Raw genomic sequence first — 16,683 nt, forward strand, 5'->3', positions numbered from 1 at the left:
CGTCGACACGGGCGTGCGCAGTCCCCGCCGGCGTGCCGGCGGCGTCGGCGCGAGCGCCGTCCCCGGAAACGGGCCGATAGGCTGAGGCCATGGAGATCATCCGCTATGCCGAGCTCAAAGCCCACCCCTGGCGCAACGGCGGCGGGGTGACGCGCGAAGTGGCGCGCCATCCACGGACCCCGTCCATGCAGACCGGCCCGCAGACCGCTCCGCAAGATACAGGGCAGGACAACGCCTGGGACTGGCGCGTCAGCATTGCCGAAGTCTCCAAAGCGGGCCCCTTCTCCGCCTACGCCGGAATGGACCGTGTACTGACGGTGGTTGACGGCGACTTGCTGCTGCTGAGCGTGGACGGGGCCGAGCATCCGCTGGAGAAGTACCGGCCGTTCCGGTTCTCCGGCGACGCGGACTCGGCGGGGGCGCTGCCCACCGGCGACATCCGGGATCTGAACGTCATCACCCGCAACGGCGCCTTCAAGGGCTACACCTCCATCATCGAGCTGTCCAAGAAGCGCGCCCATCCGGTGTTCGCGGGCCAACTCGGCATCCTCCTGCAGGGGCAGGGGACGGCCAGCCCCGGGACTGCCGGCAGCCTTCCCACCGGGCCGGCCGCCGTCGCCGCCCCCGAGCCGGAGCGCGTCGAGCTGAACCGTTACGACGCCGTCGTCGGCGCCGATACCGCGACGCCGGAAATCCTGGGCCGCGGATTCCTGGCTGTCATCTCGATCGACCCTGCGGAACCCGGCACCGTATAGCGCTGTCCGCCTACACCCGGGCGCCGCTGACACGCACCGAGTCCCCGGACAGCCGCTGCGCGAGCCAGATCGGGACGATCGAGACCACGATCAGCACGACCGCCACGACATTGACCACGGGCGCCTGGTTCGGACGGAAGAGGTTCTGCAGGATCCAGATCGGCAGCGTGGTCTCGCCGGCCCCGATCGTGAACGTGGTAACGATGATCTCGTCGAAGCTCAGCGCGAAGGCCAGCAGGCCGCCGGCCAGAAGCGCGGAGCGGAGCTGGGGGAAAGTCACCAGGCCGAACGTGGTGAAAACACCGGCGCCGAGGTCGGCAGAGGCTTCCTCGAGGCCGGCGCTGGTGCGGCGGAGCCGTGCAATGGCGTTATTGAACACCGTCACCATGCAGAACGTGGCGTGGGCGATCACCACCGTCCACAGGCTCAGCGGGACGCCCAGGATCGTGGTGAACATGTTGTTCAGCGCGATGCCCGTGACAACCCCTGGCAACGCGATGGGCAGGATGACCAGGAGGTTGATGACGTCGCGGCCGAAGAACTCGTAGCGCTGCAATGAGATCGCCAGCAGCGTCCCCAGCACCAGCGAAATGATGGTCGATACGACCGCCACCCACAGGGAGGACACGACGGCGTCCCTGACGCCGGGCGAGTCAAAGGCCTTGCCCCACCATTCCAGTGTGAAGCCCTTGGGCGGCCAGCCGAAAGTCCGGTCCGCGTTGAACGAGTTCACCACCACCAGCAGCAGCGGTGTGTAGATGAACAAAAACACCAGCGCCGTGACAATGCCCAGGACCACCTTGGCGCTACGGGAAAGTCTCATGATGCTCCTCGCACTACAGGCTGTTCAGGGCGCCGGTGCGGCGGACGACGAAAAGGTAGAACATGATGATGGCGATCGGCACCAGCGATACCGCGGCGGCGAACGGCAGGTTGTTGGCCGCTCCGACGTTGGCGTAAATCACGGTGCCCAGCATCTGGGTGGTCCCGCCGACGATCTGCGCAGTGATGTAGTCGCCCAGGGACAGGGAGAACGTGAAGATCGTGCCCGCGATGATGGAGGGGACCAGCAGCGGAAGCATGACCAGGCGCATGGTGGTGAGCGGCTTCGCGCCCAGGTCCCCGGAGGCCTCCAGCAGGGAGTCGGGCACCCGGTCAAAGCCCGCGTAGATCGGCAGGATCATGTACGGCAGCCAGATGTAGGACAGGGTTAGGATGACGGCGGTTTCGCCGTAACCCGGCGAGGACAGTCCGATCGGGGCCCCCAGCCACTCCAGCAACCCACCCTCGGACAGAACATTCCGCCAGGCGTAGGCCTTGACCAGGTAGCTTGCCCACAGCGGCATCAGCACGGCCACCACGAGCAGTTTCTCCCAGCGGGCGGGAGCGACCTTGGCGATGAAGAACGCGATGGGCAGTGCCAGGATCATGTCAATCACGGTGACCGCCACGGCGATCCACAATGTCCGCAGGGTGATCCGCTGATACACCGGATCGGTCAGGACCGTGACGATGTTTTCCGTGGTCCAGACCGTGGACACCTCCCCGGTGAAGGTGTCCACGGTCCAGAACGCGGTGATAAGCAGTGCCGCCAAAGCGGCGATGTACACCAGCACCAGCCAGCCCGCCGGTGCGGTGAGCAGGGCCGCCAGCCTCAGCCGGGGCGAGCGGTGCAGCAACGCCGAGAAGGCGTTGGTTTTCGCCCGCGGCACGGCCCCGGCATCGCCGGGCGCCCCGGGCGGCAGCTGTTGCGTATGAAGTGCCATCTCGCCTTAATCTCTGCCGGCCCCCGGGGCCGGCTCGTTGTTGCGGGTTTGGTGCGGCAGAGCCGGAATCAGCCCTTGATTTCCGTCCAGGCCTTGGTCCATTCCGAATAGTCGGTGCACTTGACGTCCTTGCGGCCATCGAGGCACTCGGCCACCGGTGTGGTCCAGAACCAGATCTTGTCGGCGTAGGCCGCATCACCTGAGTGGTACGTCTGGCAGTGGTTGGGATCCTTGGTCAGCTCGCAGGCTTTCGCGTTGGCTGGCGATTCGCCAAAGTACTCCGCCACCTGGGCGTTCGCCTTGGGGCTGGCGATGTAGTCGAGCCACTTGTAGGCGCAGTTCGGGTTCTTGGTCTTGGAGCCGATCATCCAAGTGTCCGACCAGCCGGTGGCGCCCTCGTCCGGGACGAGGGTTGCGACCTTGGCGCCGTCTGCCGTCGCGATGTTGGCCCCCACCTGCCAGGTGGTGCCGACCACGGTGCTCCCGGACGTAAAAGCCTGGACCTCCTTGACGACGTCGCTCCAGTACTCGCCGATGTGCGTGCGCTGCTGCTTGAGCAGGTCAACGGCCGCGGTCAGCTGGTCCTTGTCGAGGGCATAGGGGTTCTTGATGCCGAGGTCCGGCTTATGGGCCATGAGGTACATGGCGGCATCGGCGATGTAGATGGGCGAGTCGTAGGCCGTGACCTTGCCGGTGTTCTTGGCGGCGTCGTCAAACACCGCGCTCCAGGAGGCGGGCGCCGGGGTGACCTTGTCCGTGGAGTACATCAGCAGGTTGGCGCCCCAGCCGTGGGGCATTCCGTAGTTGACGCCGTTGACGGTGTTCCAGGCTTTGTCCTTCAGGAACGGGTAGATGTCCGGGTAGTTCTTCAGCAGGCTCATGTTGACCGGTTGCACGTCCTGGCCGGCGATCAGGCGCAGCGATGCATCCCCGGAGGCCGAGATAACGTCGTACTGCCCCGTGCGCATGAGCGTCACGGCCTCGTCCGAGGTGCCGAACGGCTTGAAGCTGACCTTGCACTGGGTTTCCTGTTCGAACGGATGCACCCAGTCGACGGCCGGGTCGTTGCTGCCATCCTCGACGTAGCCGGGCCATCCGAGGATGGACACCTGGCCTTCACCGGTGCCGATCTCGGTCTTGACCGGCTGCGCCGACTGTGCAGAACCCGATCCACCGCTGGTTCCGCAGGCCGACAGCGCGAGGGCTGCGGCTGCAACCACCCCGACTACGAGGGAGGCCTTAGTTCCTGGTGCCATGATCCGTACCTTTCGCTGTGGAGAAAAACTCTGGACTGGAACGCTGCGCCGCGGCACGGACGGCAACCCCGCCCGGCATGGCCCGGCGTCAGGTAGTGCCGGGGACCGGAAGCCAAACGACGGCGTCGTCGTCCCAGCTGACTGTGACGGGCCCGTTCACCAGATCGGTGTCGCTGCCGGGCAGCTTTTCCGGAACGAGCGCGACGACGGCAGGTCCGCCGTCGAGCTGCACCCGCACCTGGGTGGCGTGCCCGACGTATACGAACGACGTCACTGTCCCGGGCCGGGAGGTGGTGCCGGAACGGTGCTCCGGTTCGCCGGTCCAGGCGACGCGCAGCCGCTCGGGACGGATGCACAGCGGCTCCGGCCGGCCATAGATGGCCTGGGCCTGGCCGGCGTCGAAAATGTTGGAGGTGCCGACGAAGTTGGCCACGAAGATGCCGCCCGGGCGCTCGTAAATTTCGTGCGCGGTGCCGATCTGTTCGATGCCGCCGTTGTTGAACACACCGATCCTGTCGCTCATGGTCAGGGCCTCCTCCTGGTCGTGGGTGACGAAGATGAAGGTGATACCCAGCGAGCGCTGCAATTCCTTGAGTTCGACCTGCATCTGCTGCCGGAGCTTGAGGTCCAGGGCACCGAGCGGCTCGTCCAGGAGGAGGACCTTGGGCTCGACCACCAGCGCCCGGGCCAGGGCAACGCGCTGCCGCTGGCCGCCGGAGAGCTGGGCGGGTTTGCGGCCGAGGAACTTCCCGAGCTGGACGCGGTCCAAGGCTTCCCTGGCCCGCTCCCGCCGCCGGTTCCCGTGCATGCCGCGCACCCGCAGCCCATAGGCGACGTTGTCCACCAGGGACATGTGCGGGAACAGCGCGTAGTCCTGAAATACGGTGTTGACGTCCCGCTGGAAGGGCGCCATGGCCGTGACGTCCTTGCCCTCGAGTTCGATAGTTCCGGACGTCGGCAGCTCGAAGCCGGCGATCAGGCGCAGGACCGTCGTCTTGCCGGAGCCTGACGGGCCAAGCATGGAGAAGAATTCCCCGTGGCGGATGTCCAGGTCCACGCCATTTACCGCGACGGTGTCCCCGAAGACCTTGGTGAGCTTACGCAGACGGATCGCCGGAACCTCTTCGTTTCCGGTCGAGGTGCCGGCGGCCAGTGTTTCGGTCATGGGGTGCGCCTTACTCCGTTGCCGGATCGTCCACAGGAACCACGCAGCCGAATGTGCTCCAGTCCACACTGGGCTGCTGGGCCAAATGCTATTACTCCATAGGTTTTGTGTATAGACCCTCCGGCAAAGCCCGGATTAGGATGTCATCAGCCCGGGCGGCGCGCGGCGACACCGCGGAAGCCGCACGGATGCACGGCCGGGGCAGGGCGGATACCGCCGGAGGGAAGGGAGGCCCGAATGGTGTTGTCGCCCACGGGCGCCTCCCGGAGCCTGGCGGCGGTGTTCACGCCGATCAAATCACGCGGGCTTGTCGATGAAGTGTGCGGCCGGATCGAACAGGCCGTGGAGACCGGGCTGCTCACCAGCGGCCAGCGGCTGCCGAACGAAACCGAGCTGGCCGCGGCCCTCGGAGTGTCCGCGGTAACGGCACGGGAGGCACTCTCCCAGCTGCGTGCCTCAGGAATCATCCGGACCGCGCGCGGCCGCAGCGGCGGAAGCTTCATCGCCGACGACGTGCTGCCCTCCCGGGAACGGGCCCTGGCGCAACTGCATGAGCTGAGCCGGCTGCAGATCAGGGACCTCGCGCTGCATTACCAGGCGATCGCCGCGGCCTGCGCGGGCGTGGCGGCCCGCCGCTCCGACGCCGCCGACATCGCCACGCTGCGCTCGTTCATCCCCGCAGCGGACGATGACCCGCTGAGCTGGCGTCTGGCCCTCTCGGAGTTCCTGCTGGAAGTCGCGGCCATCGCCCGCTCGGCCCGGCTTGCCCGGGAGCTCATCCGGCTGCAGGCAGATCTCGGCACCCTCACCCTGCTGCCCTGCGCCGACACCGGCTACCGCGGACGCACCGCCGTGATCCTCGGTGACGTGGCAGCCGCCATCGAGACCCACGATCCCGGGGCCGCCGAAACGGGGGTCAAGGCCCTCATCTCCGCCACCACCGACTGGCTGCTGACCGAACAGGCCAAAAGCTATTGACCGCACCCGCATCCCGGAGCCACGATCGTGGCCAACTTTTGACCGCAAATGTCCGGCACCTTCGAGCTAAGGCAGCACCGATGTCCGAAACCACCTCCACCGCAGGCCCCACCACAGCGTCCATGGCAGCGCCGGCCGAACCCGGCGATGTTGGGAAGGCGGCCCAGCTGGCCGCAGCCGAACTCGACGCCACCATCGCCGGCATCGAGCACCGCCTGACGGAATGGGCCGCTGACACCGGGGCCGCCCTGGCCGCCATGTCCGGCAAAGTCACCGGCACGGCCGTGGACAAGCTCATCCGTCCGGTGGTCGAGGAACTGGTGCAGCTGCCCGGCGGCTACGCGGCCGGAGCGGGGTTCATCGCCAACGCCGGGCTGCTCGGGCCCGAGCGCAGCTATATCGCCTGGTGGCAGGGCCCGGATCTGGAGCACGTCGACGCGCTGGCCAACTTCAGTCCCAACTCCATCAGCCGCTACGTCAAGGCCGAATGGTTCCGGATCCCCGTGGAAACAGGACGGGCCCACGTCACCGGGCCCTACGTGGATTTCCTCTGCACCGACGAGTACGTCCTGACCTTCACGCACCCGGTGTTTACCCGCCCGGACGGCCCGGTCGCGGGAATCGTGGGCATCGACGTGACAGTTCAGCGCCTGGAACGCGGAGCCATGGCGGCGCTGCGGCGGATCGGCGGCCGGGCCACACTGGCCAATGCCGACGGCCGGGCCATCGTGTCGGCGGCGTCCGATATCGACGCCGGCGACCTGACCGCGCCGAACGAGCCGTGCGCGCAGTACCCCGTGGGGCGCACGTTCACTCTCTGCAGCGACGCCGTCGGGCTCTGATGCCGATTTGCTAAACTTGGAGGCCAAGGCCCTCTTCCAGGCCTCCGGACGACGGTTCAGTACCCGGCACGCGACAAGACTGGCCACAGGAGCTGTCATGTCGTGGCTAATACTCATTCTTTCCGGGGCGCTGGAGGCCGTTTGGGCCGCCGCCCTGCACCGGACCGCCCAGGCCAGGGGCCGCCGCCGGCTTGTCCCGGCCCTCGTCTTCCTCGTTTCCGTCCTCGCCAGCACCGGCGGGCTCGCCGTCGCCATGCAGTCCATCCCAACCGGAACGGCCTACGCCGTGTGGGTGGGGGTCGGCGTCGTCCTGACGTCCGGCTACGCGATAGCCGCCAAAGTTGAGCGCCCGACCGCGGCACGGATCTTGCTTCTTGGCGGGATTGCCGCGAGCGTCGCCGGTCTGAAGCTGGTGGCGTGACCATGGTGAAACCAGCTGCAATGTCATGGATGATCCTGCTCGCTTCCGCTGTGCTGGAGGCAGTCTGGGCCACGGCACTGGGCCTGTCCGACGGGTTCTCCCGCCCGTTGCCGACCCTCGTGTTCGCCGTGACGGCCACCCTCAGCATGGTGGGGCTCGGCTTGGCCGTGAAGCGTATTCCGCTCGGCACCGCCTACGCCATCTGGGTGGGGATCGGCGCCGCACTGACGGTCGTCTGGGCGATGGCCACCGGCGTCGAACCGGCCAGTCCGCTCAAGCTGCTGTTCATCGCCGGGATCGTCGGCTGCGCGGCGGGCCTGAAGCTCCTGCCGGCAAAGGAACCGGCACAAAGCGCTGTCCAGCCGGCCTCCCCCGCGGAAATTCCCCACGTTTAGGGCAGTACGACGGCGTGTCCCCTGCGGCGCGCCGTCGTGCCGGCCGCGCAACAGTCAAAGGTGGGGAGAATCGTCTGCCCGGCCGATAACAGGGGCCGGAATAGCCGCGCGCATCCTGGGGTTCTTGGCAGGGACGGAAGTCCTACGGAACTATTCAGTGCGCGAATGGAGACCAAGATGACGGCAGCAACAGTCCGGCTCGGCGACGGCCTTATGGTCAGCCCCCTGGGGTTCGGCGGCATGGCCCTGACCCCCGTCTACGGCGAGGTGGACCCGGCCGAGGCCCTGCGGACCCTGCATCACGCGGTGGACGCCGGCGTCAGCTTCATCGACACGGCGGACATTTACGGCGGCGGCAGCAACGAGGAGCTGATCGCGCGGCTGCTCAAGGAACGCCGCGGCGAAGTCCAGCTGGCCACCAAGTTCGGCCTCGTGGGCACACCGTCGGCCGGCTACACGGACATCCGCGGCGACGCCGCCTACGTGCGGCAGGCCGTGGACCGCAGCCTGCAACGGCTGGGCACCGACACCATTGACCTGTACTACCTGCACCGCCGTGACCTCCGCGTTCCGATAGTGGAAACCGTGGAGGCCATGGCGGGGCTGGTACAGGCCGGCAAGGTGCGGCATCTGGGCCTGTCAGAGGTGACGGCCGAGGAGCTGCGCGACGCCAGCCGCGTCCACCCGATCGCCGCGGTCCAGAGCGAATGGTCCATCTGGAGCCGCGACGTGGAACGCAACGTGGTGCCCGCCGCCGCCGAACTCGGGGTGGGATTTGTGCCGTATTCGCCGCTGGGCCGGGGATTCCTCACCGGCACCGTGGACGCCTCGACGCTGGGCAGCAACGACTTCCGCCGCAACATCCCGCGTTTCGCCGCGGATGCTGCCAGCGCCAACCAGGGCGTGGTGGCGGCCGTGCAGGCGGTCGCTGCGGAACTGAGCGTTGCCGGGCAGGCTGCAACTCCTGCCCAGGTGGCGCTGGCCTGGCTGCTTGCGCGGGGCCGCCAGCTGGGACTGCCCGTGGTCCCCATTCCCGGCACCCGCAAGGCGGACCGGATCGACGAAAACCTGGGCGCCCTGGCCCTCGACTTCACCGCAGCGCAACTGAGGACGCTCGAGTCCGCCGCGGACGCCGTCGTCGGTTCCCGCGCCGCGGACCCCAACTGGGTGTCCCAGGGCCGTGAATAGCGGCTCCGTAGACTGATGCCCATGGACTCGCTCATTCACTCTTTACGTGACATCACCATCCGCCGGATTTCGGTCGGCGAGATGGACAACAATGTTTACCTGCTCACGGCCAGGGCCTCCGGCGCGCAGCTCCTGATCGATGCGGCCGATGATCTGGCCGCCATCCAAGGGCTGCTCGCGGACGCCGCCGCGGATACTTCCGCGACGCCGAAGCTGGCGCTGGTTGCCACCACCCACCAGCACTGGGACCATGTCCGGGCGCTGCCGGGCCTGGTGGAAGCCACCGGTGTGAAAACGGCGGCCGGGACAGAGGATGCCCCGGAGCTGCCGGTGCCGGTGGATGTACTGCTGGATCACGGGGACGTCGGCAACTTCGACGGCTTCGACGTGACGGCTGTACATCTGCGCGGCCACACACCGGGTTCGATCGCCCTCGTGTACCAGGACCCCGAGGGCCCGGCCCACATCTTTTCCGGCGACTCGCTGTTCCCCGGCGGGGTAGGCAACACACAGAAGGATCCGGCGCGCTTTGCCCAGCTGATCACCGATGTGAGCGAGCGGCTGTTCGATGTATATCCGGATGACACCGTGGTGCACCCGGGACACGGCCAGCCCACCACCCTCGGCGCGGAACGGCCGCACCTGGAAGAGTGGCGCGCCCGCGGCTGGTAGGGCCTGAAACCTCATCGAGTGCTCCAGAACTGCCGTTATGAACCCTTTAAACGGCAGTTACGGAGCACTCGATGGTGGTTAGCTGGGGCCACGACCGCCGGGTTCCCTGACCGAGCTTGCGAGGTTAGGGAGCGGTTGGGGATTAGCGGCTGCGGCGTTCGTTCGAGGCCGGAGCCGACGCGCGGCGGGGGCCGGAGCCGCGGGCCGGACGTCCTTCGCCGGAACGGCCATTGCCGCCGCCGGCGTAGGATCCGCCCGAGGTGCCACCTGTGTTGGATGACCAAACAGCAGCGCTGCCACCGGATTTGCTGCCAGCGGACTTGGCGCCGGCAGCTGCACGCTGGCCGGTTGCCGGGCGTCCGCTGCGCTGGCCGCCGGTCGAAGCGCCGATGCGGGGTGCGCCACCGGAGCGGGGAGCGCCACCTGTGCGGGGTGCTCCGCTGCGGGGAGCCGAAGCGCCCCGGGCGTCGCTGCGTCCCTCGGCGGCGCGTCCGTCCGAACCACGGCCGGCCGCGGCACGACCGCCGGCTGCCGGAACATCGTTGTGGTGCGCGTAGGCGGTGGTGCGGCCGCGGCCACGCGCATTCCGGCGCTCGGCGCGCTCGGCCTCCGCGCGGTCCTCGTTCTTCTCCGCAACGCGCTCAGCAGCGTTGCGGGCAGCAGCCTGGCCTTCATAGGCTACAGCGCGGCGCTCGGCGCGCGGCAGATCGGTGCGGGGAGCCTCGGCTCCGACGCGTCCGCGTCCGCCACGGCCACCACGGCCACCCGCAGTGGGTGCAGCCTGCGTGGTGCGGCGGGCGCGCTTGCGCTCGGCGTTGGCACCGGTGGAGCTACCGCCGCCGTGCTGTGCGGCCTTGGCGGCCAGCAGCGCGGCGCGGGTGCGCGGATCGATCTTGTCGGCCATTTCGCCGACCAGTTCAGCAACCAGCGGGGAGTTGGCGGTGACGCGCTCGAAGTTGACCTCGACGCCGGCAGCCTTCATCAGCTTCTTGACGTCGGACTGCTGCTCGGGCAGGGTCAGCGTGACCACGGTTCCGTCGGAACCGGCGCGGGCCGTACGGCCTGAGCGGTGCAGGTACGCCTTGTGCTCCGTGGGCGGATCCACGTGGATGACCAGTTCGACGTCGTCGACGTGGACGCCGCGGGCCGCGACGTCGGTGGCCACCAGGACGCGGACATCGCCGGAGGAGAACTCGGCCAGGTTGCGGTCACGGGCGTTCTGCGAGAGGTTGCCGTGCAGATCGACGGCGGGGATGCCGGCGTCGGTCAGGGTCTTGGCCAGCTTGCGGGCGTGGTGCTTGGTGCGCATGAAGAGTACGCGGCGGCCGGCGCCGGAGGCGAGCTCGACGATCAGCTGCTTCTTGACGGTCTGGTCGTTGACCACCAGCACGTGGTGTTCCATGGTGGTCACCGCGGCCTGCGGGTCGTCCACGGAGTGGGTCAGCGGGTTGGACAGGTAGCGCTGGACGATCTTGTCCACGCCGTTGTCCAGGGTGGCGGAGAACAGCAGGCGCTGGCCCTGGGTGGGGGTCATGTCCATGAGCTTCTTGACCACCGGGAGGAAGCCAAGGTCGGCCATGTGGTCGGCCTCGTCCAGGACGGTGATCTCGACTGCTTCGAGGGTCAGGATGCGCTGGCGGATCAGGTCCTCCAGGCGGCCCGGGCAGGCGATGACGATGTCGACGCCGGCGCGCAGGGCCTTTTCCTGGCGGGCCTGGGAGATGCCGCCGTAGATCACGGTGGTGGTCAGGCCCATGGCCTTGGCCATCGGCTCGATGGTCGCGTTGATCTGCGTGGCCAGCTCGCGGGTGGGCGCCAGGACCAGGCCCATCGGGCGGCCGGGCTTGCGGAAGTGCTTGGCTTCGCGCTCTGCGAGTCGTGCCACCAGCGGGATGGCGAATGCGATGGTCTTGCCGGAGCCGGTGCGGCCGCGGCCCAGGACGTCGCGTCCGGACAGGGTGTCGGGAAGGGTCTTGACCTGGATCGGGAAGGGCTCCACGATCCCCTGTGCGGTCAGGGTGTCGGCAAGTGCTTTGGGCGTGCCGAGGGCAGCAAATGTAGTCATGTGTTTCAAAGTCTTTCAGGCGGTATCCGTGCGGATATCGGCCCCCGATGCCGGTTGGCTCAAGGGTTCGCCGAAGAAAAGTCAGGTGATCAACCGGGCTGCTGCCAAACTTCAGCAAGCGGCCGCCGGGACCAAATGGAACGCGTTCATCGACGCAGGATGTGCCTCTCACATGAAAAAATCCCACTGCCTGCGTGCGGATTCCCGAAGGAATCCGGCTGATGGACCGAAGCCGGTCAACCAAATCAAAAGTGGGCATCACTGCACATCAAGTTTTAGTAGTCTACCACCCAGGATGCCCGGGCCCCGTATCCGTGACGGCCGGCCCGGCCCCTAGCCCGCCATGCTGGGGGCTTGGAACAGCGGCATGTGGGACGACTGGGCCGGTGCATGAGCGGATGTGTTGACGGCCGCCCGTGACGGCGTTTTGGCCGGTCCCGGGCCAGCCGGCCGCAGGATCACGAGCGCCTCGGCGTCGATGAGGCGGCGGGTCCCCGTCCGGGCATCCAGGATCCAGAACAGGTCCACGCCTGTGACGGTCTGGGTCACCGGGCCCCGGTGGAAGAGCTTCCCGTTGTGCCACGCCTCGATCTCGTCCCCCACGTTCAACTCGGCCGAGCTGCGGATCTGCCGTGCTTCGTCAACGTCCATGGTCATTGCCCTTCCCCAGCGTTCAATGTCTTGTGCCCAGCATTCATGACGCAAGTTTCAGAATGGTTTCCGGAGCGTGATTTCCACGTGTCCGTCCGCCTGCGCGGCGCCCGGACGGAAGCCCGGACGGTCTATTGACCGCCGTTACGTCCGGGAGGACCATGGTGGGCGGGAAGGGCCGCGCGACGGGCGGGCCGTGAGGGGAGTCGCACGCAATGCCGCGAATAGTCTCCGCTGGCCTGTTTCGGGTCATCCAGCTGGCGTTGTTTCCCTTGAGTGCGGCCGGCTACATCACATCCGTCCCCGGGATGCTTGCCTACAGCCGGCGCACCGGCACGTCGGCCACGCTGCTCGCATCCCTCTACACGCGCTGGATGCAGCACCGTCTGGGGACACGGCCGGACGTCCCCGCGGCCCGGCTCATGGCCGTTCTGCCGAACGTGTCCGCGACTGGCATCCAGATGGAGACCGCCCCCACGCTCGCCGCCCACCTGATCACGGGCTACGTGCCCAGGCTCTACCGCTATCCGTACCCGGGGCGGGCACCGATGCGCCACCAGCCGACAGCACGGACCAGCCTCTATGACGCGGCCGTTCAAAGGCATCGCGGCGGCATCGACCAGCTCGTAATCCTCGGAGCGGGATTCGACACCCGGGCGTTCCGGCTGGCGCCCGGGGACCGGGTGCGCTGCTTTGAACTCGATCTGCCCCGGACCCAGGCTTTCAAACTCGCGATGCTCGAAAAGGCGGGCCTCTCCACGCGCCTGGCCACGTACGTACCCGCCGATTTCGAGACCGAGGACTGGATGGAGAAGCTGCTCGCTGCCGGTTTCGACCCGAACCGGCCCGCACTGTTCCTCTGGGAAGCGGTGACCATGTACCTGGACCGCGCCTCCGTCGAGGCGACGCTGCGCAGGATCGCCGGCACCGCCCCGGGCAGCATCGTGGCCTTCGACTACTTTTCGAGGGAAACGATCACCTCGGGATCGCCCTACATGCGGTATGCGCGGGCTACCGCGAGATTCGTCGGCGAGCCCCTGACCTTTGGGATCGACAACACTCCCCCGGCCAGGAAAAGCGCCGCGGACTTTGTTGGGGGCTTCGGACTGGTGCTTGAGGAGCACAGGAATTTCGGCAAGGAGACCCGACGGCGGTCCGCGCCGGGAGGGTTCGTCACCGCCGTCGTGCCTGAAAACAAACAGCGAAACCCGGCGAACCGCCGTGATGAGGGGAACCATGACAAAACGCAGCCACAGCCACGAGCATGACGCCGACGAGCATGACACAGCCGAACATGCGGCCGTCGAGGATGCGGCGCCCGGTTCCGCAGCCCGGATGTGGGATGAAAAGTACAGCAGCCGGTCCAGGATGTGGAGCGGGGAGCCGAATCCGCAACTCGTTGCCGAGGTGGCGGACCTTCCTGCCGGCGAGGCTCTGGACCTGGGGTGCGGCGAGGGCGCGGACGCGATGTGGCTTGCTGCCCGCGGTTGGAGCGTGACGGGCCTGGACGTTTCCGCCGTCGCCCTGGAGCGTGCGGCCGCCCACGCCCGGGAACGGGGCCAGGACGCCGCCATCGAGTGGGTGCAGCAGGATCTTGCCACCTGGGTCCCGGACCGGTTGTTCGACCTCGTCACGGCCCAGTTCCTGCATTCCACCCAGATGCCGTGGCAGCAGGCTTTGCAGCTCGCCGCGGCCGCGGTGCGGACCGGCGGGACGCTGCTGATCGTCGGCCATCACCCCGACGGGCTGCCTCCGTGGGGCGCGCACCATACTCCGGAGAAGTTCTTCACCGCCGAGGACCTTGCCCGGGAACTCCGGATCGAGGAGCCGCTGTGGCGTGCCGAGGTCCTGGACAGCCGGCGTCGCAGCGCCGTCGGGCCCGACGGCGAGGCAGTGTCCCTCACGGATGCCGTGCTGCGGGCCACGCGCCTGGCCGCCCAGTAGACGGCCCAACGGCCTGTCGGGCAATCGGTCGAGGGAGCATCCCCGGGATCACGGACGCCGTCGCTGACCCACCCCCGAAATCGATACACTGCCGGGCCATCCACTTCGGGTTCTGTTCCGAATCCCCAATGTGGCTGGAACTGACCGCGCCCGTTGGCCGCCCTGTGGACCTACAGCAACACCGCATGACCTAGCAATCAGGGGAAGGGAACATCATGGGATTCGACGGCAAGGCCAAACTCACGGTCATCCACCATATCGGTGCAGCCACAGAAGGTACCGGCACGGTGACTGGCAATGAGGACCTCAAGCGCGATGGCCAACATGAGCAGGCCCGGCCCAAGCTGTCGGAGGCCCGCGACCGCGTCAAGGACGCCGCCGACATCGGAGCCATCAGGGCCGCTGAAGGTTAAGGACGGCTTCGCCAAGGAGTAGCGGGCGCAACTGGACTGCCCAACTGGGCTGCGCCGCAGCTGAGCTCTGCAAGGAATGGCCCCGCCCAAGGCGGGGCCATTCTGTTGTGCAGGGCCGGCCCGAGCCGGCCAACGCTGCGGAAAGCTAGCGGCGGCCCTCCGCGGCCGCTGCCGCGAAAAAATGTGACAAAAGACAGCGGACGACAACTGAAGCTAAGATGGTCGACAGTTGTCGAGCCTGCCTGCGGGCGGGCGATCCACGGAAAAGCGGTGCCAGCGCCCGCACCGGGCGACTGTGCCGACGTCGCGTCCTCCCCCAGAGTCCGCGAAGATTGCCGGTTCCCGCGCCTTCCGGGAGCCTCGTCCCGCCGGGAGCGCGGCGGCACCCCACCGACCAGCCGGACCACATACGCGGACCGCTCCGACAACAGGGACCACGAAATACCGGCCCTAACCTTGATCTACCCGCCAAAACTGTTACCTCCGTCACACTCTGACGGATCCGTGCGGCCCGCACTGTGGAACCCCCGCCGGCGACCGCCTGTGACAAGGAAGAAGCCTCATGTCTGAACGCACCACCACGGCCGCTCCGGCCACTGCAGAATCTGACATTGCCCAAACTGGAACTGCCGCCTCCGCCAGCGGTGACTCCGGGGACCGCGAGCCGCACCTCGCACGGGCCCTCGGCAACCGCCACATCCAGCTGCTCGCCATCGGCGGCGCGATTGGCACCGGCCTGTTCATGGGGTCCGGGAAGACCATCTCGCTCGCCGGGCCCTCCGTCATCTTCGTCTACATGATCATCGGCTTCATGCTGTTCTTCGTGATGCGTGCCATGGGCGAGATCCTGCTCTCCAACCTGAACTACAAGTCCTTCAGCGACTTCGCCGGTGACCTGCTGGGGCCGTGGGCCGGCTTCTTCACCGGATGGTCCTACTGGTTCTTCTGGGTGGTCACCGGGGTGGCGGACATCGTCGCCATTTCCGGCTACGTGGACAAGCTCGCTCCCGGCACGCCCCTGTGGATCCCTGCGCTGCTCACGCCCGTGGTCTTGATCCTCCTGAACCTCCCCACCGTGAAGGCATTCGGTGAAGCGGAGTTCTGGTTTGCCATCATCAAGGTGGTCGCCATCGTGGCCCTGATCGTCACCGGCGCGGTCATGATCGCCACCCACTTCACGTCCCCGAACGGCGCGGAAGCCAACCTCGCCAACATGTGGAACGACGGCGGCATGTTCCCGCACGGCATGTTCGGCTTCGTCCTCGGCTTCCAGATCGCCATCTTCGCTTTCGCCGGAATCGAACTGGTGGGCACCGCCGCCGCCGAAACCAAGGACCCGGAAAAGAACCTGCCGCGCGCCATCAACTCCATCCCGGTCCGCGTCCTCCTCTTCTACGTGGGCGCCCTGGTGGTCATCATGGCCGTCAATCCGTGGCGCACCATCGACCCCGCCAGCAGCCCGTTCATCGGCATGTTCACCCTCGCCGGGCTGGGGATCGCCGCGGTGGTCATTAACCTTGTGGTCCTGACCTCCGCCGCCTCCAGCGCCAATTCCGGAATCTACTCAACCTCCCGGATGGTCTACGGCCTCGCCCAGGACGGGAACGCGCCCAAAGCGTTCGGAAAGCTCAGCGTCCGCAAAGTACCGCAGAACGCGCTGCTGTTCTCCTGCATCTTCCTGCTGGCCGGCCTGGTCCTGCTCTACTCCGGCGACTCCGTGATCGGCGCGTTCACGGTGGTCACTTCCGTGGCGTCCGTGCTGACCATGTTTGTGTGGTCCATGATCCTGGTCAGCTACATCGTCTTCCGCCGCCGCCGGCCGGCCCTGCACGAGGCGTCGTCCTTCAAGATGCCCGGCTCCGCCTTCATGCCGTACGTCGTGCTCGCCTTCTTCGTGTTCATGCTGGTGGCCCTGGGGCAGGCCGACGACACCCGGCTGGCACTCTTCGTGGCGCCCGTGTGGTTCCTGTTGCTGGGCGCGGCCTGGCACTTCAACCGCACGTCCCCGCTGCAGCAGGCCCGGATTGTGGAATGGAAGGCCGTCCGCTCGCAGGAGGGAGCCCGCGCGTCTGCCTGATCCCCGCGCGGAAACAACGGAGCGCTGAAACAAAGGAGCGCTGACGCACAGGAGCCCCGGCCGGATCATCCGGCCGGGGCTCCTGTGCAGTGCTT

17 protein-coding genes and 1 riboswitch are annotated in these 16,683 nt (G+C 67.4%); of the genes, 11 read left to right on the plus strand and 6 right to left on the minus strand.

From position 1 onward, the window contains the following. The first annotated feature begins 89 nt into the window (after positions 1–89). Positions 90–755 carry a HutD/Ves family protein gene (locus tag AC1D1W_RS06155; RefSeq protein ID WP_243180629.1) on the plus strand — a complete coding sequence of 222 codons (666 nt, stop codon included), beginning with the start codon at positions 90–92 and terminating at the stop codon, positions 753–755. Between the two features lie 10 nt (positions 756–765). Here AC1D1W_RS06155 and AC1D1W_RS06160 read toward each other — a convergent pair whose 3' ends face one another. From AC1D1W_RS06160 to AC1D1W_RS06175, 4 genes are all read right to left on the minus strand, one after another. Beyond that, the gene (locus AC1D1W_RS06160) at positions 766–1,578 is read right to left on the minus strand and encodes an ABC transporter permease (protein ID WP_243180628.1); all 813 of its coding nucleotides are present in this window, start codon (positions 1,576–1,578) and stop codon (positions 766–768) included. 13 nt (positions 1,579–1,591) lie between these two features. Continuing rightward, entirely contained in the window at positions 1,592–2,521 is a 930-nt protein-coding gene (locus AC1D1W_RS06165; RefSeq protein WP_459385745.1) for an ABC transporter permease, read from the minus strand. A 68-nt stretch (positions 2,522–2,589) separates the two neighbouring features. Next, the gene (locus AC1D1W_RS06170; RefSeq protein WP_043434485.1) at positions 2,590–3,777 is read right to left on the minus strand and encodes an ABC transporter substrate-binding protein; all 1,188 of its coding nucleotides are present in this window, start codon (positions 3,775–3,777) and stop codon (positions 2,590–2,592) included. 88 nt (positions 3,778–3,865) lie between these two features. Then, entirely contained in the window at positions 3,866–4,942 is a 1,077-nt protein-coding gene (locus AC1D1W_RS06175; RefSeq protein WP_243180626.1) for an ABC transporter ATP-binding protein, read from the minus strand. A gap of 237 nt (positions 4,943–5,179) precedes the next feature. Here AC1D1W_RS06175 and AC1D1W_RS06180 point away from each other — a divergent pair, with 237 nt between their 5' ends. From AC1D1W_RS06180 to AC1D1W_RS06205, 6 genes are all read left to right on the plus strand, one after another. Then, positions 5,180–5,920 (plus strand): FadR/GntR family transcriptional regulator, encoded by a 741-nt coding sequence (locus AC1D1W_RS06180; RefSeq protein ID WP_243180625.1) that lies wholly within the window; start codon positions 5,180–5,182, stop codon positions 5,918–5,920. Positions 5,921–6,000: 80 nt separating this feature from the next. Next, positions 6,001–6,762, plus strand: coding sequence for a cache domain-containing protein (locus AC1D1W_RS06185; protein ID WP_243180624.1), 762 nt, complete (start codon positions 6,001–6,003; stop codon positions 6,760–6,762). Between the two features lie 23 nt (positions 6,763–6,785). Then, positions 6,786–6,850: riboswitch (guanidine-III (ykkC-III) riboswitch) on the plus strand. A gap of 9 nt (positions 6,851–6,859) precedes the next feature. Beyond that, positions 6,860–7,183, plus strand: coding sequence for a DMT family transporter (locus AC1D1W_RS06190; RefSeq protein WP_028275448.1), 324 nt, complete (start codon positions 6,860–6,862; stop codon positions 7,181–7,183). A gap of 20 nt (positions 7,184–7,203) precedes the next feature. After that, a complete protein-coding gene (locus AC1D1W_RS06195; RefSeq protein WP_243180623.1) occupies positions 7,204–7,578 on the plus strand; it encodes a DMT family transporter in 375 nt (124 codons plus the stop codon). 177 nt (positions 7,579–7,755) lie between these two features. Then, the gene (locus AC1D1W_RS06200) at positions 7,756–8,766 is read left to right on the plus strand and encodes an aldo/keto reductase (RefSeq protein WP_459385749.1); all 1,011 of its coding nucleotides are present in this window, start codon (positions 7,756–7,758) and stop codon (positions 8,764–8,766) included. Between the two features lie 21 nt (positions 8,767–8,787). Continuing rightward, a complete protein-coding gene (locus AC1D1W_RS06205) occupies positions 8,788–9,438 on the plus strand; it encodes an MBL fold metallo-hydrolase (protein ID WP_243180621.1) in 651 nt (216 codons plus the stop codon). A 142-nt stretch (positions 9,439–9,580) separates the two neighbouring features. Here AC1D1W_RS06205 and AC1D1W_RS06210 read toward each other — a convergent pair whose 3' ends face one another. Continuing rightward, positions 9,581–11,503 carry a DEAD/DEAH box helicase gene (locus AC1D1W_RS06210; protein WP_243180620.1) on the minus strand — a complete coding sequence of 641 codons (1,923 nt, stop codon included), beginning with the start codon at positions 11,501–11,503 and terminating at the stop codon, positions 9,581–9,583. Between the two features lie 333 nt (positions 11,504–11,836). Beyond that, positions 11,837–12,154 (minus strand): hypothetical protein, encoded by a 318-nt coding sequence (locus AC1D1W_RS06215; RefSeq protein ID WP_243180619.1) that lies wholly within the window; start codon positions 12,152–12,154, stop codon positions 11,837–11,839. A gap of 215 nt (positions 12,155–12,369) precedes the next feature. Between AC1D1W_RS06215 and AC1D1W_RS06220 the strand changes: the two genes are divergently transcribed. The 4 genes from AC1D1W_RS06220 to cycA all read left to right on the plus strand — a co-directional run bounded on the left by AC1D1W_RS06220 (position 12,370) and on the right by cycA (position 16,588). Then, positions 12,370–13,422 carry a class I SAM-dependent methyltransferase gene (locus AC1D1W_RS06220; RefSeq protein ID WP_243180618.1) on the plus strand — a complete coding sequence of 351 codons (1,053 nt, stop codon included), beginning with the start codon at positions 12,370–12,372 and terminating at the stop codon, positions 13,420–13,422. Next, entirely contained in the window at positions 13,391–14,098 is a 708-nt protein-coding gene (locus AC1D1W_RS06225) for an SAM-dependent methyltransferase (protein WP_243180617.1), read from the plus strand. Before AC1D1W_RS06220 ends, AC1D1W_RS06225 begins: the two co-directional genes overlap by 32 nt. Positions 14,099–14,313: 215 nt before the next feature. Then, positions 14,314–14,511: a CsbD family protein gene (locus AC1D1W_RS06230; protein ID WP_476943222.1), complete on the plus strand. Its 198-nt coding sequence runs from the start codon at positions 14,314–14,316 to the stop codon at positions 14,509–14,511. A gap of 562 nt (positions 14,512–15,073) precedes the next feature. Next, on the plus strand, positions 15,074–16,588 hold the full coding sequence (gene cycA / locus AC1D1W_RS06235) for a D-serine/D-alanine/glycine transporter (protein WP_476943223.1): 1,515 nt from the start codon (positions 15,074–15,076) through the stop codon (positions 16,586–16,588). Positions 16,589–16,683: the final 95 nt, after the last annotated feature.

The sequence above is a fragment of the Arthrobacter sp. P1_B4 genome (genome assembly GCF_056406555.1).

What these genes read in the sequence shown, in the direction of transcription:
- AC1D1W_RS06155 (WP_243180629.1), top strand. Translation starts at nt 90, where the DNA reads ATGGAGATCATCCGCTATGCCGAGCTCAAAGCCCACCCCTGGCGCAAC.
- AC1D1W_RS06160 (WP_243180628.1), bottom strand. Translation starts at nt 1,578, where the DNA reads ATGAGACTTTCCCGTAGCGCCAAGGTGGTCCTGGGCATTGTCACGGCG.
- AC1D1W_RS06165 (WP_459385745.1), bottom strand. Translation starts at nt 2,521, where the DNA reads ATGGCACTTCATACGCAACAGCTGCCGCCCGGGGCGCCCGGCGATGCC.
- AC1D1W_RS06170 (WP_043434485.1), bottom strand. Translation starts at nt 3,777, where the DNA reads ATGGCACCAGGAACTAAGGCCTCCCTCGTAGTCGGGGTGGTTGCAGCC.
- AC1D1W_RS06175 (WP_243180626.1), bottom strand. Translation starts at nt 4,942, where the DNA reads ATGACCGAAACACTGGCCGCCGGCACCTCGACCGGAAACGAAGAGGTT.
- AC1D1W_RS06180 (WP_243180625.1), top strand. Translation starts at nt 5,180, where the DNA reads ATGGTGTTGTCGCCCACGGGCGCCTCCCGGAGCCTGGCGGCGGTGTTC.
- AC1D1W_RS06185 (WP_243180624.1), top strand. Translation starts at nt 6,001, where the DNA reads ATGTCCGAAACCACCTCCACCGCAGGCCCCACCACAGCGTCCATGGCA.
- AC1D1W_RS06190 (WP_028275448.1), top strand. Translation starts at nt 6,860, where the DNA reads ATGTCGTGGCTAATACTCATTCTTTCCGGGGCGCTGGAGGCCGTTTGG.
- AC1D1W_RS06195 (WP_243180623.1), top strand. Translation starts at nt 7,204, where the DNA reads ATGTCATGGATGATCCTGCTCGCTTCCGCTGTGCTGGAGGCAGTCTGG.
- AC1D1W_RS06200 (WP_459385749.1), top strand. Translation starts at nt 7,756, where the DNA reads ATGACGGCAGCAACAGTCCGGCTCGGCGACGGCCTTATGGTCAGCCCC.
- AC1D1W_RS06205 (WP_243180621.1), top strand. Translation starts at nt 8,788, where the DNA reads ATGGACTCGCTCATTCACTCTTTACGTGACATCACCATCCGCCGGATT.
- AC1D1W_RS06210 (WP_243180620.1), bottom strand. Translation starts at nt 11,503, where the DNA reads ATGACTACATTTGCTGCCCTCGGCACGCCCAAAGCACTTGCCGACACC.
- AC1D1W_RS06215 (WP_243180619.1), bottom strand. Translation starts at nt 12,154, where the DNA reads ATGGACGTTGACGAAGCACGGCAGATCCGCAGCTCGGCCGAGTTGAAC.
- AC1D1W_RS06220 (WP_243180618.1), top strand. Translation starts at nt 12,370, where the DNA reads ATGCCGCGAATAGTCTCCGCTGGCCTGTTTCGGGTCATCCAGCTGGCG.
- AC1D1W_RS06225 (WP_243180617.1), top strand. Translation starts at nt 13,391, where the DNA reads ATGACAAAACGCAGCCACAGCCACGAGCATGACGCCGACGAGCATGAC.
- AC1D1W_RS06230 (WP_476943222.1), top strand. Translation starts at nt 14,314, where the DNA reads ATGGGATTCGACGGCAAGGCCAAACTCACGGTCATCCACCATATCGGT.
- cycA (WP_476943223.1), top strand. Translation starts at nt 15,074, where the DNA reads ATGTCTGAACGCACCACCACGGCCGCTCCGGCCACTGCAGAATCTGAC.